The 15766-nt window shown below is 66.0% G+C and carries 15 protein-coding genes; 6 read left to right on the top strand and 9 right to left on the bottom strand.

The window, feature by feature from the left end; translation table 11 throughout:
• Window positions 1–218: 218 nt before the first annotated feature.
• The gene (locus Tharo_RS11290) at window positions 219–2012 is read left to right on the top strand and encodes an alpha/beta hydrolase family protein (RefSeq protein ID WP_159051691.1); all 1794 of its coding nucleotides are present in this window, start codon (window positions 219–221) and stop codon (window positions 2010–2012) included.
• 57 nt (window positions 2013–2069) lie between these two features.
• On the top strand, window positions 2070–2927 hold the full coding sequence (locus Tharo_RS11285; protein WP_107221282.1) for an endonuclease/exonuclease/phosphatase family protein: 858 nt from the start codon (window positions 2070–2072) through the stop codon (window positions 2925–2927).
• 39 nt (window positions 2928–2966) lie between these two features.
• On the opposite strand, the gene Tharo_RS11280 is transcribed toward Tharo_RS11285, so the two are convergent.
• From Tharo_RS11280 to Tharo_RS11270, 3 genes are all read right to left on the bottom strand, one after another.
• Window positions 2967–3818 carry a DUF2189 domain-containing protein gene (locus Tharo_RS11280; RefSeq protein ID WP_107221281.1) on the bottom strand — a complete coding sequence of 284 codons (852 nt, stop codon included), beginning with the start codon at window positions 3816–3818 and terminating at the stop codon, window positions 2967–2969.
• Between the two features lie 65 nt (window positions 3819–3883).
• Complete coding sequence (locus Tharo_RS11275) at window positions 3884–4672, bottom strand: alpha/beta fold hydrolase (protein WP_107222400.1); 789 nt, start codon at window positions 4670–4672, stop codon at window positions 3884–3886.
• A gap of 85 nt (window positions 4673–4757) precedes the next feature.
• Window positions 4758–4973, bottom strand: a complete 216-nt coding sequence (locus Tharo_RS11270) for a YdcH family protein (RefSeq protein ID WP_107221280.1) — start codon at window positions 4971–4973, stop codon at window positions 4758–4760.
• A 200-nt stretch (window positions 4974–5173) separates the two neighbouring features.
• Here Tharo_RS11270 and greB point away from each other — a divergent pair, with 200 nt between their 5' ends.
• On the top strand, window positions 5174–5728 hold the full coding sequence (gene greB, locus Tharo_RS11265) for a transcription elongation factor GreB (protein WP_107221279.1): 555 nt from the start codon (window positions 5174–5176) through the stop codon (window positions 5726–5728).
• Between the two features lie 103 nt (window positions 5729–5831).
• Entirely contained in the window at window positions 5832–7763 is a 1932-nt protein-coding gene (htpG, locus tag Tharo_RS11260) for a molecular chaperone HtpG (protein WP_107221278.1), read from the top strand.
• Window positions 7764–7902: 139 nt separating this feature from the next.
• Here htpG and Tharo_RS11255 read toward each other — a convergent pair whose 3' ends face one another.
• From Tharo_RS11255 to Tharo_RS11240, 4 genes are all read right to left on the bottom strand, one after another.
• A complete protein-coding gene (locus Tharo_RS11255) occupies window positions 7903–8868 on the bottom strand; it encodes a PDR/VanB family oxidoreductase (protein ID WP_107221277.1) in 966 nt (321 codons plus the stop codon).
• 86 nt (window positions 8869–8954) lie between these two features.
• Entirely contained in the window at window positions 8955–10004 is a 1050-nt protein-coding gene (locus tag Tharo_RS11250) for an aromatic ring-hydroxylating dioxygenase subunit alpha (protein ID WP_107221276.1), read from the bottom strand.
• Between the two features lie 89 nt (window positions 10005–10093).
• The gene (locus Tharo_RS11245; RefSeq protein WP_107221275.1) at window positions 10094–10855 is read right to left on the bottom strand and encodes a GntR family transcriptional regulator; all 762 of its coding nucleotides are present in this window, start codon (window positions 10853–10855) and stop codon (window positions 10094–10096) included.
• A gap of 138 nt (window positions 10856–10993) precedes the next feature.
• Window positions 10994–12403 (bottom strand): chloride channel protein, encoded by a 1410-nt coding sequence (locus Tharo_RS11240; RefSeq protein WP_107221274.1) that lies wholly within the window; start codon window positions 12401–12403, stop codon window positions 10994–10996.
• 213 nt (window positions 12404–12616) lie between these two features.
• Here Tharo_RS11240 and Tharo_RS11235 point away from each other — a divergent pair, with 213 nt between their 5' ends.
• Complete coding sequence (locus Tharo_RS11235; RefSeq protein WP_107221273.1) at window positions 12617–13111, top strand: MarR family winged helix-turn-helix transcriptional regulator; 495 nt, start codon at window positions 12617–12619, stop codon at window positions 13109–13111.
• A gap of 103 nt (window positions 13112–13214) precedes the next feature.
• Here the strand turns inward: Tharo_RS11235 and Tharo_RS11230 are convergent, their stop codons facing one another.
• Both Tharo_RS11230 and Tharo_RS11225 read right to left on the bottom strand, forming a co-directional pair.
• Entirely contained in the window at window positions 13215–14393 is a 1179-nt protein-coding gene (locus Tharo_RS11230; RefSeq protein WP_107221272.1) for a vWA domain-containing protein, read from the bottom strand.
• 38 nt (window positions 14394–14431) lie between these two features.
• Window positions 14432–15283 carry an AAA family ATPase gene (locus Tharo_RS11225; RefSeq protein ID WP_107221271.1) on the bottom strand — a complete coding sequence of 284 codons (852 nt, stop codon included), beginning with the start codon at window positions 15281–15283 and terminating at the stop codon, window positions 14432–14434.
• Between the two features lie 158 nt (window positions 15284–15441).
• On the opposite strand from Tharo_RS11225, the gene Tharo_RS11220 reads away from it, so the two are divergent.
• On the top strand, window positions 15442–15762 hold the full coding sequence (locus Tharo_RS11220; RefSeq protein WP_107221270.1) for a c-type cytochrome: 321 nt from the start codon (window positions 15442–15444) through the stop codon (window positions 15760–15762).
• Window positions 15763–15766: the final 4 nt, after the last annotated feature.

Raw genomic sequence — 15766 nt, 5'->3', positions numbered from 1 at the left:
CAACGTGAGGGTTTCGGTTTCGACCGGGAGCTGGCGTGGGGTGTGTATCGTCGCGGTTGCCGCGTGGCTGCCATTGTCGCCGACGATTCCCGACCATGCCCAGTGTCTGTTTTGCCCTGTGGCCCTGCCCGGGCTTCGAGCCTGCACCTGTGGGAGCGGTAAAAGAAAGCCCTGGCCGTATTCTGGAGTGTTTCCGGGGGCAAGGAGGCCCGACCGACATGCAATGCAGGAAAGTGGTTCGTATTGTGCTCGGGTGTGCCGTCCTGCTGTGGCATGCGACCCCGGCGTCGGGCGCTTCGAGCGTTGAACTTGACCTGGTGGGAGATGGACCCTACGCAGTGGGTTGCAGCAACGTCGAGCAGGATTTTTCCCGGGCGCTGCATGACGTTTCGTCCTATTGGGAAGGGGCCCGCGACGACGTGGAGCGCTACGTCAGTGATTTGCTGGTCGAGCCTGAATTTGCCATCAGGTACGTGGTTCGCCCGCCGGACGACCGGACGCTTTTCCGTAATTTCCGCACCCGCGATGTAGAGTTCGTGGCACTGGTTTGCTACCCGACCACCGACGACAACCCGCGCGCCTCTTTCATGCTGCCCGATGGCAGCGGCGTGCCGGCGATGCAGCGTGGAGATGAAGCGCCGATCCTGGCCGAGCGCTGCAGCGAGGAAGCTTGTCCCGAACCCTCTCGGTGGCCCTTGCTGCTGTATTCGCATGGTCTCGGCGGCAGTCCGTTGGGAGGCGACTATTTATCGACGATGGCACGTTTTGCCTCGCACGGTTATGTCGTGGCCGCCCCCTTCCATGCTGACGCGAGGATCTCCCGCATCGAACTCGAGGATATGGACGACCTGCGCTATCTCCTGATGGACGATGAAGAACTGGTGGAGATGCAGGCCATCCGCCCGCTGGCGCTTCAGGGGCTGCTCGATCACCTGCTTGCCCGACCGGATTTCGGGCCTCTCATCGACTCTGGGCGGATTGCCGGTTTTGGCGCGAGCCTTGGTGGCGAGAGCATGATGTTGCTTGCCGGGGCCGAGCTGACCACCGATTTCCTGCGCTCGCGCAAGGAGGTTACCCGCGAGCCGAGGTTGCGCGCGATCCTTGGTTTTGTACCTTATTCGGGGGTGTCGGTGCTGCCTGCTTTCGGTGATGAACAGCGCGGCACGCGCGGTGTGACTGCCGCCTATATCGGCGTTGCCGGCACCGATGACGATGTTGCGCCGCTGGACATGACCGAAGAGGCCGTCGACCGGCTTCAGGGAACGCGTTATCTGGTGGCCGTCCGGGGAATGGCCCACGGCCATAATCCCGAGGTGATGGACGAAGCCTATGCATGGTACCTGACCTTCCTGGACGCCAATCTCAATGGAGACCGTGCCGCCTTGTCGCGCCTGTACCGCGCCACAAGGGTCGCCGGAGGCAGCGATGACAGGCTGGAAATTGCAGTGCAGAAGGCGGTCCCGGCGCTGGCGGATGAAACCGTGGTGCGTGAGTTTTACCACGCCGGCCTCAATCACTATTTTCTGAGCGCCGAAGATGTCGAGGTGGCGCTTTTGCTTGCGCATCCCGAATACGGATGGTTTCCCACCGGCAGGGCGTTTTCCGCGGCATCCGCTTATTCCAGCGAACCGGGCTTTTCCCCCGTGTGCCGTTTTTATGGTGACCCATCGATCGGCCCGAACAGCCATTTCTTCACGGGCTCGGCGCTGGAATGCGCTGGTCTCGTGGCGCTTCGGGCCGCGGCGCCGCCGGGATTTCCGGCATGGAATCTTGAAGGGATCGGCTTTTCGATCCGCATGCCCGATGCTTTGGGGCAATGTCCGGATGCCGCCCCCTTCCCCGTATTGCGGGCGTATAACGGGTATGCGGGAGAGGTGGTGGGCGGGGTGAGGCGCGATGCCAATCACCGTTACGCGACCGATCCGGCCGATTTCAATGACGGTGGAAGCGATGGCTGGCTGGTGGAAGGGGTCGCCTTTTGTACCAGCGCACCATTGGTGCCGTCATCCTGATCGAGGCTGCGGGACCGGTTTCGGGGATGAGGCGAGAATGATGTGCCGGGAAACGACATGCGGATACTGAGCTGGAACATCCAGTGGGGCCGCGGGGCCGACGGGCGGGTCGATCTGGAGCGCACGGCGGCGGCGATCCGTGCCGCGGGTGCGTTCGATGTGATCTGCCTGCAAGAGGTGGCCGCGAATTTTCCCGGCCTGCCGGGCGGCGCGCGCGAGGACGAGCCGGACTTCTTCGCCCGCGCGTTTCCTGGCCATGCGGCGGTGTTCGGAGCCGGGGTCGATGTTCCCGATGGTGAAGGCGGGCGGGCCTTTTTCGGCAACCTGGTGCTGTCGAGCTTGCCGGTGGGGCAGGTGTTCCGTCACTTGCTGCCGGCGCCGGCCGACCCTGGCCTGCCAAGCATGCAGCGAACCTGTGTGGAGGTGGTGGTGCAAGCGTCGTGGGGCGCGCTGAGGGTGATGACGACCCACCTGGAGTACTACTCGGAGCTCCAGCGGCAAGCCCAGGTGCAGGCGTTATGGGCGTTGCAGGCCGGACTGGCGGCGCAGGCGCGGCTGCCGGAAAAACGTTCCGAACGTGAAGCCAATGCAACTTTCGCAGCCTGGCCGCGACCGGCGGCGGCGCTGCTGTGCGGGGATTTCAACTGCGAGCCGGGCTCGTCCGAGCACCAGCGCATGCAGGCTGCGGCTGCGGTCGATGGCGTTCCGGTGTGGCTGGATGCGTGGAAGGTCGCCCATCCGGGCGCAGCGCATGCGCCCAGTGTAGGAGTGCACGGCGCGGAGTGGCCCGGCCGCGCCTATTGCTGCGACTTTTTCTTCGTCAGCCCGGAACTGGCTCCCCGCGTGCGTGCCGTCCGGGTGCTGGGGGGCACTGCGGCGTCCGATCACCAGCCGGTCGTGCTCGAGTTGGGCTGAAGCTTGTCGCACCCGGCCGGTGAGAAACGGCGGCGGTGGTCACGGTGAGTGCGGTGGTTCGACGAGTTCCCTGTAAGCGTGCCAGCTGGCATGGCCGATGATCGGCATCGTCACCACCAGGCCGACGTGGAAGCTCAGAAAGCCGATTCCGGTGAGGCTCACGATCAGGACGGCCCATACCAGCATCGGTCCCGGGTTGCTCCGCAGCGCGTTGAAACTGGCGATCACCGCGCTGACGGCATCCTGGTTGCGGTCGAGCATCAACGGAATGGAGACTACGCTCGCGGCGAAGACGATGGCGGCGAAAATCAGGCCGACGCCGAAGTACACCGCAAGGAATTCGAGGTTCTGCAGGCTGAGTACCTGGCCGACGAAACCTGATAGCGAAGGTAGCTCGGTGGTGTAGAAAAGGGCGAACACGATCATTGATGCGCGCGCCCACACCAGGAACACGACGCCGAGCACGAGCACGAACACGCCGATGTTGCCGGCATTGCGCCGCCAGACGGTGAGGGTGGGAGCCAGCGCCGCGGGGGCCCCCTGTTCGCGGCGGCGGCTGATCTCGTACAGGCCCATGGCGAGGAAGGGGCCGAGCAGTAGGAAGCCGGTGGTGAGGGCGAAGGTGTATTCGTAGGTGCGGCGGAACACCATGGTGACAAGCAGGCCCATCGCGGCAAAGCAGAAGCCGTAGAACAGGCTGGGGAGCGGGCAGGTCTTGAGGTCGCCTGCGCCGAGTGCGACCCAGCGCAGCGGGGCGCCGAGGCCGACCCTGCGCACGCGCGGGAATGGAACGGGGGAAGGGGAGACGGGGCTGTCCGGTGCGTCGCCGTGCGCACGGCCGGAAAGGGGGGATTGGGGGGATTGCGGGGTTTCGTCGTTCTGTCGCGACATCTCTCTCTCCTCGGGGGCGGGTTGCGCTGACCCTGTCGATGTTCATTCCGGCGGCTGCGTGGTCTTCATCCGGGGGCGCACAGGGCTTCGATGACGGCGGCCGGCGCTTCGTCGAGCATGCCGTGACCGCAGTCGGAAAGCTCGAGCAGGCGGGCATCGCTGCCGGCTTGCAGGGCCTGGAGCAGCGGGCGCGAGGTCTCCGCCGGAGTCATCCGGTCGTACCCAGCGCACAGCAGCAAGGTGGGACAGCGCACGTGCGTGGCTGCGGCCAGGCCGTCCGGCCAGCGGTCGCAGGCGGCGAGGTCGATGGCGAGGACGGTGGCGGGCTGGGCCTGCAAGCGTTCGAGGTTGGCCGCTTCCAGTGCCTGGCGGCGGGTTTCGCCGATGCGTTCGGCGGGGGCGAAGGAGAACTTGTTGATCAGGGCATGGGCCTGCGCCGGTTCGGTGCGCGCGGCTTCGAGCAGGAAGGAGGCGACCGGCATCGGCGCCCGGCAGCCGAGCAAGGCCAGCGCGGTGATCCGCTCCGGGGCGGCGGCGGCGGTGGCGAGCGCAACCAGCGCGCCCATGCTGTGGCCACCCAGCGCGAAGCGCTCGAGGCCGAGTGCATCGGCCAGCGCCAGCACCCAGGCCGCCATCGATGGGATGCCGGTCAGTGCAGGGCCGGCGCTGGCGCCGTGTCCGGGCAGGTCGGGGGTGATCACGCGCCGGCCGGCAGCGACGAGGCCGCCGGCCACCGCCCGCCAGACTCCGTGGTCGTGCCCGGCGCCGTGGATCAGCAGCAAGGGGGCAGGGTCGGTGCGGGGGCCGTCGTCCGCGAGGGCGGCACGGCGGCCGTCGACTTCGATGGCGGTCATGGGAAAAGGCGCGGTGGCGGAGATCGGCACGGCGGGAAGCCTTGTCCGATGAGCAGCGGCGGACGACGGGCGCTGCCGTCGGCGTTCAGGCGCGCTCGTCGGGGGTGAGCAGGTGCTCGATGGCGGCGATCCGGTCCTTGAGCGCCAGCTTGCGCTTCTTCAGCCGGCGCAGCATCAGCTCGTCGTCGCCGGGAGCCTGCGACAGGCGGGCGATCGCCTCGTCGAGGTCGCGGTGTTCGCTGCGCAGCTCTTCGAGGCGTGTGCGCAGGCTGGTCACTTCGTCGAAGGTTTCATCGCTCATGATGGGGCTGCCCTGTGTGGAGAGGATGCGGGCCGGCGCCCGCCCGGCCCGCGGACCGCTGGCGGCCGATGACCAATGGTATGCGTGGCGGTGTGGAATGACAACTTCGTGTCCCGTGCGCCCCCCGCAGTATCCACCGCTGCGCCGGATTCTTCCTTACCATGCGCATTCCGCGCAGTACGAGTACGAGGACATCACCCGTGAACAAGGCATTCGTGAGGGAAGGCGAAGGCGCCGACGAGGACGAGGAGCTCGCTCCCGCCCTGCGCCTGCCGGCCGGCAGCAAGAACTACATGACCCGGCGTGGCTACGATGCGCTGCGGGTCGAGCTCGACCGGCTGGTGCGCATCGAGCGCCCGAAACTGGTCGAAACCGTGGCCTGGGCGGCGGGCAACGGCGACCGTTCGGAGAACGGCGATTACATCTACGGCAAGAAGCGGCTGCGCGAGATCGATCGCCGCATCCGCTTCCTGATCAAGCGCATCGAGAATGCCGAAGTCGTCGACCCCGAGCGCCAGCAGGGTCTGGAGCAGGTTTTTTTCGGTGCTACGGTCAGCTTCTGCGATCTTGAAACGGAGGAGGAGCAGCGTTGGCAGATCGTCGGCGTGGATGAAGCCGACGCCTCGCAGGGGCGCATCAGCTGGATTTCACCGCTGGCACGGGCGGTACTGAAGGCGCGGGTCGGCGATGTGGTGCGCTTTCAGAGCCCGGCGGGGCTGCGCGAGATCGAAATCATCGACATCGCTTACGTCTGAACCGGCGGCCGGCGCAGGAACGGCAGGGCGCGGGGACTTGAAACTCTGCCCGGCGTCCCCATCTCCGCTTCCTCTGATCCGTAACCACGCTGGAGCCGTATCCATGTCCGAAACCGCCACCGCCTCCCAGACGCTGAATTTTCAGGCCGAAGTGAAGCAGCTGCTTCACCTGATGATCCACTCGCTGTATTCCAACCGCGAGATCTTCCTGCGCGAGCTCGTCTCCAACGCGTCCGACGCCTGCGACAAGCTGCGCTTCGAGGCGCTCGACAACGGCGCCCTCTACGAGGACGACGGCGAACTGAAGATCCGCATCGCCTTCGACGCCGAGGCGAAGACGATCACCGTCGCCGACAACGGCATCGGCATGAGTCGCGACGAAGCCGTCGCCCACCTCGGCACCATCGCCAAGTCGGGCACCAAGGAATTCTTCGGCAAGCTCACCGGCGACCAGAAGAAGGACGCCCACCTGATCGGCCAGTTCGGCGTCGGCTTCTACTCCGCCTTCATCGTCGCCGACAAGGTCACGGTGCTCACCCGCCGTGCCGGCCTGCCCGCCGCCGAAGGGGTGAAGTGGGAATGCTCGATGAGCGGCGACGAGGCCGGCGCCTACACCGTGGCGGCGGTGGAGAAGGCCGGCCGCGGCACCGAGATCACCCTCCACCTGCGCGAGGGCCAGGAAGACCTGCTGTCGGCCTGGAAGCTGAAGAGCCTGATCCGCAAGTACTCCGACCACATCGTCCAGCCGATCGTGATGAAGAAGGAGGAGTGGGACGAGGACAAGAAGGCCCAGGTGCAGACCGACGAGGACGAGACCGTCAACCAGGCCAATGCGCTGTGGACGCGGGCCAGGAACGACATCTCCGACGACGAGTACAAGGCTTTCTACAAGCACGTCGGCCACGATTACGACGAGCCGCTGGCGTGGACCCACTCGCGCGTCGAAGGCCGCCACGAATACACCAACCTGCTCTATGTCCCTGCGCATGCGCCCTTCGACCTGTGGGACCGCAACGCCAAGCACGGCATCAAGCTCTACGTGAAGCGCGTCTTCATCATGGACGACGCCGAGAAGCTGATGCCGACCTACCTGCGCTTCGTGCGCGGGGTGGTCGATTCGGCCGACCTGCCGCTTAACGTCTCGCGCGAGATCCTGCAGGAAAGCAAGGACATCGACGCCATCCGCTCGGGGTGCACGAAGAAGGTGCTGGGCTTGCTCGAAGGCCTCGCCACCAGCGAGGAGGCCGCCGACCAGGAGAAGTACGCCACCTTCTGGAAGGAATTCGGCAAGGTGCTGAAGGAAGGCGTCGGCGAGGACTTCGCCAACAAGGACAAGATCGCCGGCCTGCTGCGCTTCGCCTCGACCAAGGCCGACACCCCCGACGAGGTGGTGTCGCTCGCCGACTACATCGGCCGCATGAAGGAAGGCCAGGACAAGATCTACTACGTGACCGCCGAGACCTTCAACGCGGCGAAGAACAGCCCGCATCTCGAGATCTTCCGCAAGAAGGGCATCGAGGTCCTGCTGCTCACCGACCGCGTCGACGAGTGGGTCACCGGCAACCTCACCGAGTTCGACGGCAAGCCGCTGGTGTCGGTGGCGAAGGGTGGGCTGGACCTCGGCGCGCTCGAGGACGAGGCCGAGAAGAAGGAAGCGGAAAAGGCTGCCGACGAATACAAGGAGTTGCTCGACAAGATGAAGGCGAGCCTGGGCGAGCGCGTCAAGGACGTCAAGGTCACTCTGCGCCTGACCGATTCGCCCGCCTGCCTGGTCGCCGACGAGCACGATCTCGGCATGAATCTGGCGCGCATCCTCAAGGCGGCGGGCCAGAGTGCGCCGGAATCGAGGCCCATCCTCGAGATCAACCCGAACCACCCGGCGGTGCTGCGGCTGAAATACGAGGACAAGCACTTCGACGACTGGGCGGCGGTGCTGTTCGATCAGGCGCTGCTGGCCGAAGGCGGCACGCTCGATGATCCGGCGACCTTCGTCAAACGCATCAACCAGCTGATGATGGCGATGAGCGCAAGCTGATCCGGCGCCATCCCGCTCTTCGATGCCGTCGCCCGCATGGGCTTCGGCGCGAAGGGCGGGACATTGCGGAGCGGTCCGCGCGCACGCGCCCCTTTCGCCCGCTCGCGGTCGTCGCCGCCCCCTTTCCGGGGTGCGGCGTTCAGAGATCGAGCACCAGGCGGGCCGATTTCGCGCGCGAGCAGCAGGGCAGGAACTGGTCGTTGGCGGCCCGCTCCTCCGGGCTCAGGTAGCTGTCGCGATGCTCGGGTTCGCCTTCGAGCACGCGCGTCAGGCAGGTGCCGCAAACGCCTTGCTCGCAGGCGTAGGGCATGTCCACGCCGGCGGCGATGAGCGCGGCGAGCACGGTCTGATCCTTTTCGACGCGAAGGGTGCGCCCCGAACTGGCGAGCTGGACATCGAAGCCGCCATCGTCGCTGGAAGGGGCCGCTGCAGCGGCAAAGAATTCGTAGTGCAACTGCGCCTCCGGCCAGCCCGCGGCACGGGCGTAGCTAAGCACCGCGTCCATGAAACCCCGCGGGCCGCAGACGTAGAGGTGATGGCCGGCGGCGGGCGGGGGGAGCGCGGCCTCGAGATCGAGCTTTTGCGCCGGCTCGCCGTCATCGAAATGGAACGCCACCCGGGGGGCGAACGCCGAGCTGCCGATACGCTCGAGGAAGGCGGTACGCGCGCGCGCGCGGGTGCAGTAGTGGAGAGTGAAATCGGCCCCGATCACGGCCAGGCGTTCGGCCATGCACAGGATCGGCGTGATCCCGATGCCGCCGGCCAGCAGCACGCTGCGGCCGGCTTCGTGGGCGAGCGGAAAGTGGTTTTTCGGGGCGCTGATGCGCAACAGATCCCCTTCCCGGACCTGCTCGTGCATCGCCTGCGAGCCGCCGCGCGAGGCGGGGTCGCGCAACACCCCGATCAGGTAGCGGTGGCTCTCGGCGGGATCGTTGCACAGCGAGTACTGGCGGATGAGGCCGTTGGGCAGATGGACGTCGATGTGGGCGCCGGCGGAAAACGGGGGCAGTGGGCCGCCGTCGGTGGCGACCAGTTCAAATGTTGCGATGTCGACCGCTTCGGCGGCCTTGCGCACGACGCGGACGTCCAGGGTCGGGGTGGTCATGGTGCTCGTCCTCGCTGGGCGGGCCGTGGGCTGGCCCGCAGGAAAGAAGTTGTGGCGGCAAGCGGCCGGAAAGGGCGCGTGCAGAATCAGCTGCCGATTTGCGCGGTGCTGCCGCGTTCCTGCTCGACCAGGCGCTCCAGCATGCGCCGTGCCTGTATCCCGCCCATGTCGGTGTTCAGGCTCAGCAGCTTGCGTTCGGGCCAGCGCAGCAGGTTGCGCTGCTGCGATTCGAGCATTTCCAGGTCTTCGCTGAAGACCTTGCCCTGAGCCTCGCGGATGCGTGCGGTGAGTGCCGCGTCCTGCGGCTGGAAGTTGCGCGCCATGCCCCAGAAATACCACATCGTGGTCTCGGTTTCGGGCGTGATGAAATCGACCACGGTGCCGCCGGCCTTGACTGCCGGGTTGGCGTCGAAACCGCCCTGGCCGGCATGGGCCACGCCGACGTCGATCAGGACCTGGCCCGGCGGCGTGAACCGGCAGATCTGCCAGCGGTCGCAGGGGACGTCGTCGGCCAGCCGGTTGCCGCGCAGTGCCGCCTGCCAGAAGGGGGGCGGCAGGATGTTTTCCATGTACCGGCGGGTGATCACGGTGTCGCCCTCGACCCGGGTCGTGGGGGTGGCTTCGTCGAGCTCCTTCTGGCCGATGCTGTCGGTGTGCACGTATTTTTCGTGAGTCAGATCCATCAGGTTGTCGATCATCAGCCGGTAATCGCAACGGATGTAGTAGCGCCCGCCGCCGAAGGCCCAGTCCGGATTGTCGGCCCATTCCATGTGCGGCAGGCGGGCGGGGTCGGCCAGTGCCGGGTCGCCCGGCCAGATCCACACGAAGCCGCCGCGCTCGACCACGGGGTAGCTGCGGATGCAGGGAAAACCGCGCACGCGCTGGCCGGGCATGGCCACGGCCTTGCCGTCGCAGCCCATTTCGAGGCCGTGGTAGCCGCACACCAGCTTGCCGTCGACAACGCGGCCGAGTGACAGCGGCGCGCCGCGGTGCGGACAGAAATCTTCCACTGCGGCGGCGATGCCGCCCTCGGCTCGGTAGAGCGCGACCAGCTCGCCGCAGATCGTGCGGCCGAGGGGTTTGCCTTCGATCTCGTCGGGTGTGCAGGCAACGTACCAGGCGTTTCTGGGGAACATCTTTGGGGTCTCCTTGCTGGGGGCGGGCGGGGGATTCGTGTCGCTTTTATCGGGCGGTGGGGGAAGCGCGGAGGGCGAGCGACGCCGCTTCAGCGCGCCACGATCAGGCTGGCGCCAGGCACCAGCGCCTTGATTTGGGGGTTGGCGAGGGTGGTTTCGAGATTGCGCCGGGCGATGCGGGTGTGCTCGCGCATGAGCGCCTCGGCGCGGCTGCCTTCGCGCGCGGCCAGCGCTTCGATTACGGCACGATGCTGGGCGTTGGCGATCTGCAGCGTCAGTCGTGCGTCGGGAGAGACCGCCTGGACGCGCAAAAAGGCATTGGGCGAGGCAAAGGGCAGCGCCTTGCAGCGTTCGAGCTGGCGCTGTACGACTTCGCTGGCGCAGGCCTGTTCGAGCTGCTTGTGAAAGCGGGCGTTGGCTTCAACGTAGGCGGTGAAGCCTTCATCGTCGAGTTCGGCGCTGCCCTCGAGTGCCACGTCGATGTCCCGGACGCTGGCGCGCAGGGCTTCGATCGATTCCGCCGCCACCCCGCGTTCTGCCGCCAGTCGTGCGGCAAGTCCTTCGAGCGTGCCGCGGACTTCGATCGCATCGCAGATTTCATCGAGCGAAAACGACTTCACCCTGAACCCGCCGGAACGGATCGGGTCGAGCAGCCCTTCTTCCTGCAGGCGGACGAGGGCGGTGCGGATGGGGGTGCGTGATATTCCGGTCAGTTCGGCGACGACCGGCTCGGAAATGCGCTCGCCGGCGGGTAATTCACCGTCGAGAATCATCTCGCGCAGGCGCAGCAGTGCGCGTACCGTCTGGGACGGATTGTCTTCAGGGGCAGGGGAAAGAGGATTTATGGCCATTTGTATACATTTGTGTTTGTATGGATCGATTCTAGACGAAAAATCGAATTAATGCCTACTATGTGTATACATGATAGAAATCCTCTTCCTCCCTCACGCCCCCGTCCAGGGGCGCGGCGCAGGGGCGGTCCAAGGCGTTCAGGACTGGACGGGTGGCAGTTTTTCGCTCCCTACGGGGAGTGCGCGATGCAGGCGCATTTCCGCACGGCGCAGCCAGGGATGGGACAGGGCGTCGTAGAGGGGAACTGGCGCCACCGAGCGCGAGATGCCGTGGGCGACCACCGCGGTGGCCATCAGGGGCAGCAGCATCTGGTGGTTGGCGGTCATTTCCATGACGATCACGAATGAAGTGATCGGCGCCTGGGTCATCGCGGCGAGGAAAGCGACCATGCCCAGCACCAGGATGGCGGGATCGGACTCGCCCGGTAGCAGCAGCGCGATGTCCGACCCCAGGCCCGCGCCGACCGCCAGTGCCGGTGCGAAAATGCCGCCCGGAATGCGCGCAACGAAGGCGAGCCAGATCACCGCCATCTTCATCGCCATGAAGGCCATCGGCAAGGCCGCGCTGCCTTCGAGCGCGGCCTTGGATTCGGCGTAGCCGGTGCCGTAGGTGAGGCCGCCGCTGGCGAGGCCGATGACCCCGGTCGCCAGGCCGCAGGCGGCGGCGAAGGCGATCGGCCGGCTCAGCGCGAACACCCCGACCTGCCCCGGCAGCCCGCGCGAGGAAGCGATCAGCAAGCGTGCGAAGCCTCCTCCGAGCAGGCCGCCGGCGACGCCGCACGAAAGCACCGGCCAGATGCCGTCCGGCCAGCCGATGGCGGCCGGGGTGCGGCCGAAGTAGGTGTAGTTGCCCAGCACCGCGAGCGACATCAGGCCGGCGAAGATGACTGCGGCGAGGGTGGTGCTGTTGGCGCGGAAGGCGCGGTGGCGGCACATCTCCTCGATTGCGAACATGATGCCGCCGAGTGGGGTGTTGAACGCCGCGGCAATACCGGCGCCGCTGCCGGCGACGATCAGGTCGCGGCTCGATGCGATGCGCCGGCGCTTGCGCCCCGCCAGCAGGTGCATGATCGATGCGCCGACCTGCACCGACGGTCCTTCGCGCCCGATCGAGGCGCCCGAGAGCAGTCCGCCCAGGGTCAGGAACACCTTGGCGATGGCGATGCGCAGCGATAGCAGCTGGCGGCGCACGTGGTTGTCATCCGACATCGCGGCGGCGATCGCCTGGGGAATGCCGCTGCCTTCGGTGCCGGGGAACAGCCGCCGGGACAGCCAGGCGAGGACGGCAAAGCCTGCGGGGGCGACGAGCAGGCTCAGCCAGGGGTGCTTGTGCATCAGTCCGGCATGGGTTTCGATGGCGAGCTCGGCACCGATTGCGAACAGGATGGCGATCAGCCCGGCGAGCAGGGCTGCGCCGACCAGCAGGAGTCGCACCCGCCAGCGCCGTAGCGACAGCCACGGCAGTGCGTAGCGCCGGCTTCCCCGTACCACGTGGTGGAGTCCCCATCGGGAGGATTTGGGTCGGGCCGGATTGGATTCGGCGTTCATCAGGGTCTCTGGGGCGATACGCAATCCTGCGATCACCGAAGCGAACGGTGTGAGTGGGACGGGCCGGGTGAAAGCGGAGCGGTGGCACGAGCCTTTTTGCGGCGCCTCGCATGCGCAGGGTCAACGATACCGCTACCATACGGCTTGTGGCAGCGCGTGATGTTTTTTTGACAATAATGATTTGAGAAAATATAGTTCGAGCGAGATTTTTAAATGGCGGAAACGCAACACAAACCGAAGAAACCGGCAACACCGCTTTCCGTGCTGCAGCGCTTCAGGATCCTCATCCGTACTGCACAGCGCCACTCCCAATGGATCGAGCGCAAGAGCGGGGTGACCGGCGCCCAGCTGTGGGCACTACAGGAACTCAAGGAGGCGGCGGGGCTGCGGGTGGGCGAGTTGGCCAACCGGATGGCGCTGCATCAATCCACCGCATCCAACATGATCGACCGGCTCGAGACCGCCGGCCTGCTGCGCAAGGAGCGCACCAGCGCCGACCAGCGTGTGGTCAGGCTGTACCTCACCGACGAGGGGGTGGCCCTGCTGGGGCGGGCGCCGTCGCCGGCGCGCGGTGTGCTGCCCGAGGCGTTGCGCCTGATGGACGAGGACGGCCTGTCGAGTCTGCAAAGCGAACTCGACAACCTGCTGCACCAGATCAAGAATCTGGACGAAGGCTTCGGCATGCAGCCGTTGCCGTTCACCGAATGATTCACGGCGGGCCCGTTGCGGGCCGGCCGGATCACCGTGTTTCACGCAATGTTTTGTGCTTGTGTGGACAGCAGTTGGGGCGGCCGGCAGGCCGCCTTTTTTTTTAGTGTTTCTTCGACAGCGATTGCATCGCGCGGGCGATACCGTCGAGGCTCAGCGGGAACATGCGCGTGCCCATGATCTGGTGGATCAGCTCGATCGACTGGCGGTAGGGCCACAGCCGTTCCGGCTCCGGGTTGAGCCAGGCCGCAGCGGGGTAGGCATCGAGCAGGCGTCGCAGCCAGGCCGCGCCCGGTTCGGGGTTCATGTGCTCCACCGAACCGTGCGGGTGCAGGATCTCGTAGGGACTCATGGTGGCGTCACCGACGAAGATCAGCTTGTAGTCCGGGCCGTACTTGTGGATCACGTCGAGCACGGGGGTGCGTTCGTTGTGGCGACGGTGGTTGTCGCGCCACACGCCTTCGTAGACGCAGTTGTGAAAATAGAAGTACTCGAGATGCTTGAATTCGAGCCGGCAGGCGGAAAAGAGCTCCTCGCACACCTTGACATGGTCGTCCATCGAGCCGCCGACATCGAGAAAGAGCAGCACCTTGACCGCGTTGTGGCGCTCGGGCCGCATCATCAGGTCGAGCCAGCCGGCGTTGCGCGCGGTCGCGGCGATGGTGCCGTCGAGGTCGAGTTCCTCGGCCGCGCCGTCGCGGGCGAAGCGGCGCAGACGACGCAGCGCGACCTTGATGTTGCGTGTGCCCAACTCGACCGAATCGTCGAGGTTGCGGAACTCGCGCTTGTCCCACACCTTGACCGCCGTGCGGTTGCCCGCCGACTCGCCGCCCACGCGGATGCCTTCGGGGTGGGTGCCGTTGTTGCCGAAGGGCGAGCTGCCGCCGGTGCCGATCCACTTGCTGCCGCCCTGGTGGCGCCCCTTCTGCTCTTTCAGGCGCTTGCGGAACTCCTCCATCAGCTTGTCCCAGCCGAGCTTCTCCAGCTTCGCGCGCTCTTCGGCCGAGAGATGCTTCTTCATCATCGCCCGCAGCCAGTCTTCGGGCAATTCGGCGTCCAGGCCGGGAATCTCGGTGACGCCCTTGAAGTACTCGCCGAAGGCCTGGTCGAAGCGGTCATAGAGCGACTCGTCCTTGACCAGGCAGGTGCGTGCGTAGAAATAGAAATCGTCGATCGAATGGCCGCAGACGTGGTCGCGCAGGCCTTCGAGCACGGTCAGGAACTCGCGCGTCGACACCGGCAGCTTGCGTGCCTTGAGGTGCAGGAAAAAGTCGATCAGCATTGCCGTGGCGTCCTTCGGGCTGCGAACACGGTCCGGCCTCAGCGGTTGAGGCGGGCCATGTGGACCAGGCGCTCGAACAGGTGCATGTCCTGCTCGTTCTTCAGCAGGGCGCCGTGCAGCGGCGGAATGGACGCCTTGTTGTCGGTGCTGCGCAGGGCTTCGGGCGGAATGTCCTCGGCCACCAGGAGCTTGAGCCAGTCGATCAGTTCGGAAGTAGACGGTTTCTTCTTCAGCCCGGCGACGTCGCGCAGGCCGAAGAACACTTCGAGCGCTTCGGTGAGCAATGTCTTGCGGATGTCGGGGAAATGCACATCGACGATGCGCTGCATCGTCTCGCGGTCGGGAAACTTGATGTAGTGGAAGAAGCAGCGGCGCAGGAAGGCGTCGGGCAGCTCCTTCTCGTTGTTCGAGGTGATGAACACGATCGGCCGGTGGCGCGCCTGCACCGTCTGGCGCGTTTCGTACACGTGGAATTCCATGCGGTCGAGTTCGCGCAGCAGATCGTTGGGGAATTCGATGTCGGCCTTGTCGATCTCGTCGATCAGCACCACGGTCGGCTGGTCGGCCTCGAAGGCCTGCCACAGCACCCCCTTGACGATGTAGTTGGCGATGTCCTTGACGCGATCGTCGCCGAGCTGCGAGTCGCGCAGGCGCGACACCGCGTCGTATTCGTACAGGCCCTGCTGGGCCTTGGTGGTGGACTTGATGTGCCACTGCAGCAGCGGCAGACCGAGGGCGCTGGCGACCTCTTCGGCGAGCATGGTCTTGCCGGTGCCGGGCTCGCCCTTGATCAGCAGCGGCCGCTGCAGGCGGATCGCCGCATTGACGGCGAGCATCAGGTCGGGAGTGGCGACATAGTCCTTGGAACCATCGAAGCGAAGTGCAGACATCCGGGAATCCTCTGATTATTTCCCCGCGATTATAGAGCTAGCGTTACGAAAAAGCCGGCAAAGGGGCGGAGCCGGGGGTGTTCGCGCCGGATTCCGCACGCAGACCGGATACCGCTCGAACTCGAGCGTGCGGCAACCTACCCAACGGAGGTCTCACCATGCGGGGACGTGATCTGGTTTGCGGCGTTGCGCTGGCGGCGCTGCTGTCGCCGGTGCTGGGCGCGGGAGGGGAGCCCGGCGCGTGGCAGGCGAAGCTGTCGATGTGCGTCGGCTGCCACGGTATCGAGGGCTATCGCACCGCGTTTCCCGAAGTCTATTCGGTGCCCAAGCTCGGCGGCCAGTATCCCGAATACATCGTCAGTGCGCTGAAAGCCTACAAGGCCGGGGAGCGCAGCCATCCGACCATGCAGAGTATCGCCGCAGGCCTGTCCGAAGAGGACATGGCGGCTCTGGCGGCCTATTACGGCACTGCGCGCTGAACGG

It is taken from the genome of Thauera aromatica K172, assembly GCF_003030465.1.
Classification (GTDB): Bacteria; Pseudomonadota; Gammaproteobacteria; order Burkholderiales; family Rhodocyclaceae; genus Thauera; species Thauera aromatica.
Note: the sequence above shows the minus strand (reverse complement) of the source record. Positions and strands in the feature narration are given on the sequence as shown.

Bases quoted from the DNA above. Each gene is read 5' to 3' on its own strand.
- Tharo_RS11290 (WP_159051691.1), top strand. From the start codon at position 219: ATGCAATGCAGGAAAGTGGTTCGTATTGTGCTCGGGTGTGCCGTCCTG.
- Tharo_RS11285 (WP_107221282.1), top strand. From the start codon at position 2,070: ATGCGGATACTGAGCTGGAACATCCAGTGGGGCCGCGGGGCCGACGGG.
- Tharo_RS11280 (WP_107221281.1), bottom strand. From the start codon at position 3,818: ATGTCGCGACAGAACGACGAAACCCCGCAATCCCCCCAATCCCCCCTT.
- Tharo_RS11275 (WP_107222400.1), bottom strand. From the start codon at position 4,672: ATGACCGCCATCGAAGTCGACGGCCGCCGTGCCGCCCTCGCGGACGAC.
- Tharo_RS11270 (WP_107221280.1), bottom strand. From the start codon at position 4,973: ATGAGCGATGAAACCTTCGACGAAGTGACCAGCCTGCGCACACGCCTC.
- htpG (WP_107221278.1), top strand. From the start codon at position 5,832: ATGTCCGAAACCGCCACCGCCTCCCAGACGCTGAATTTTCAGGCCGAA.
- Tharo_RS11255 (WP_107221277.1), bottom strand. From the start codon at position 8,868: ATGACCACCCCGACCCTGGACGTCCGCGTCGTGCGCAAGGCCGCCGAA.
- Tharo_RS11250 (WP_107221276.1), bottom strand. From the start codon at position 10,004: ATGTTCCCCAGAAACGCCTGGTACGTTGCCTGCACACCCGACGAGATC.
- Tharo_RS11245 (WP_107221275.1), bottom strand. From the start codon at position 10,855: ATGGCCATAAATCCTCTTTCCCCTGCCCCTGAAGACAATCCGTCCCAG.
- Tharo_RS11240 (WP_107221274.1), bottom strand. From the start codon at position 12,403: ATGAACGCCGAATCCAATCCGGCCCGACCCAAATCCTCCCGATGGGGA.
- Tharo_RS11235 (WP_107221273.1), top strand. From the start codon at position 12,617: ATGGCGGAAACGCAACACAAACCGAAGAAACCGGCAACACCGCTTTCC.
- Tharo_RS11230 (WP_107221272.1), bottom strand. From the start codon at position 14,393: ATGCTGATCGACTTTTTCCTGCACCTCAAGGCACGCAAGCTGCCGGTG.
- Tharo_RS11225 (WP_107221271.1), bottom strand. From the start codon at position 15,283: ATGTCTGCACTTCGCTTCGATGGTTCCAAGGACTATGTCGCCACTCCC.
- Tharo_RS11220 (WP_107221270.1), top strand. From the start codon at position 15,442: ATGCGGGGACGTGATCTGGTTTGCGGCGTTGCGCTGGCGGCGCTGCTG.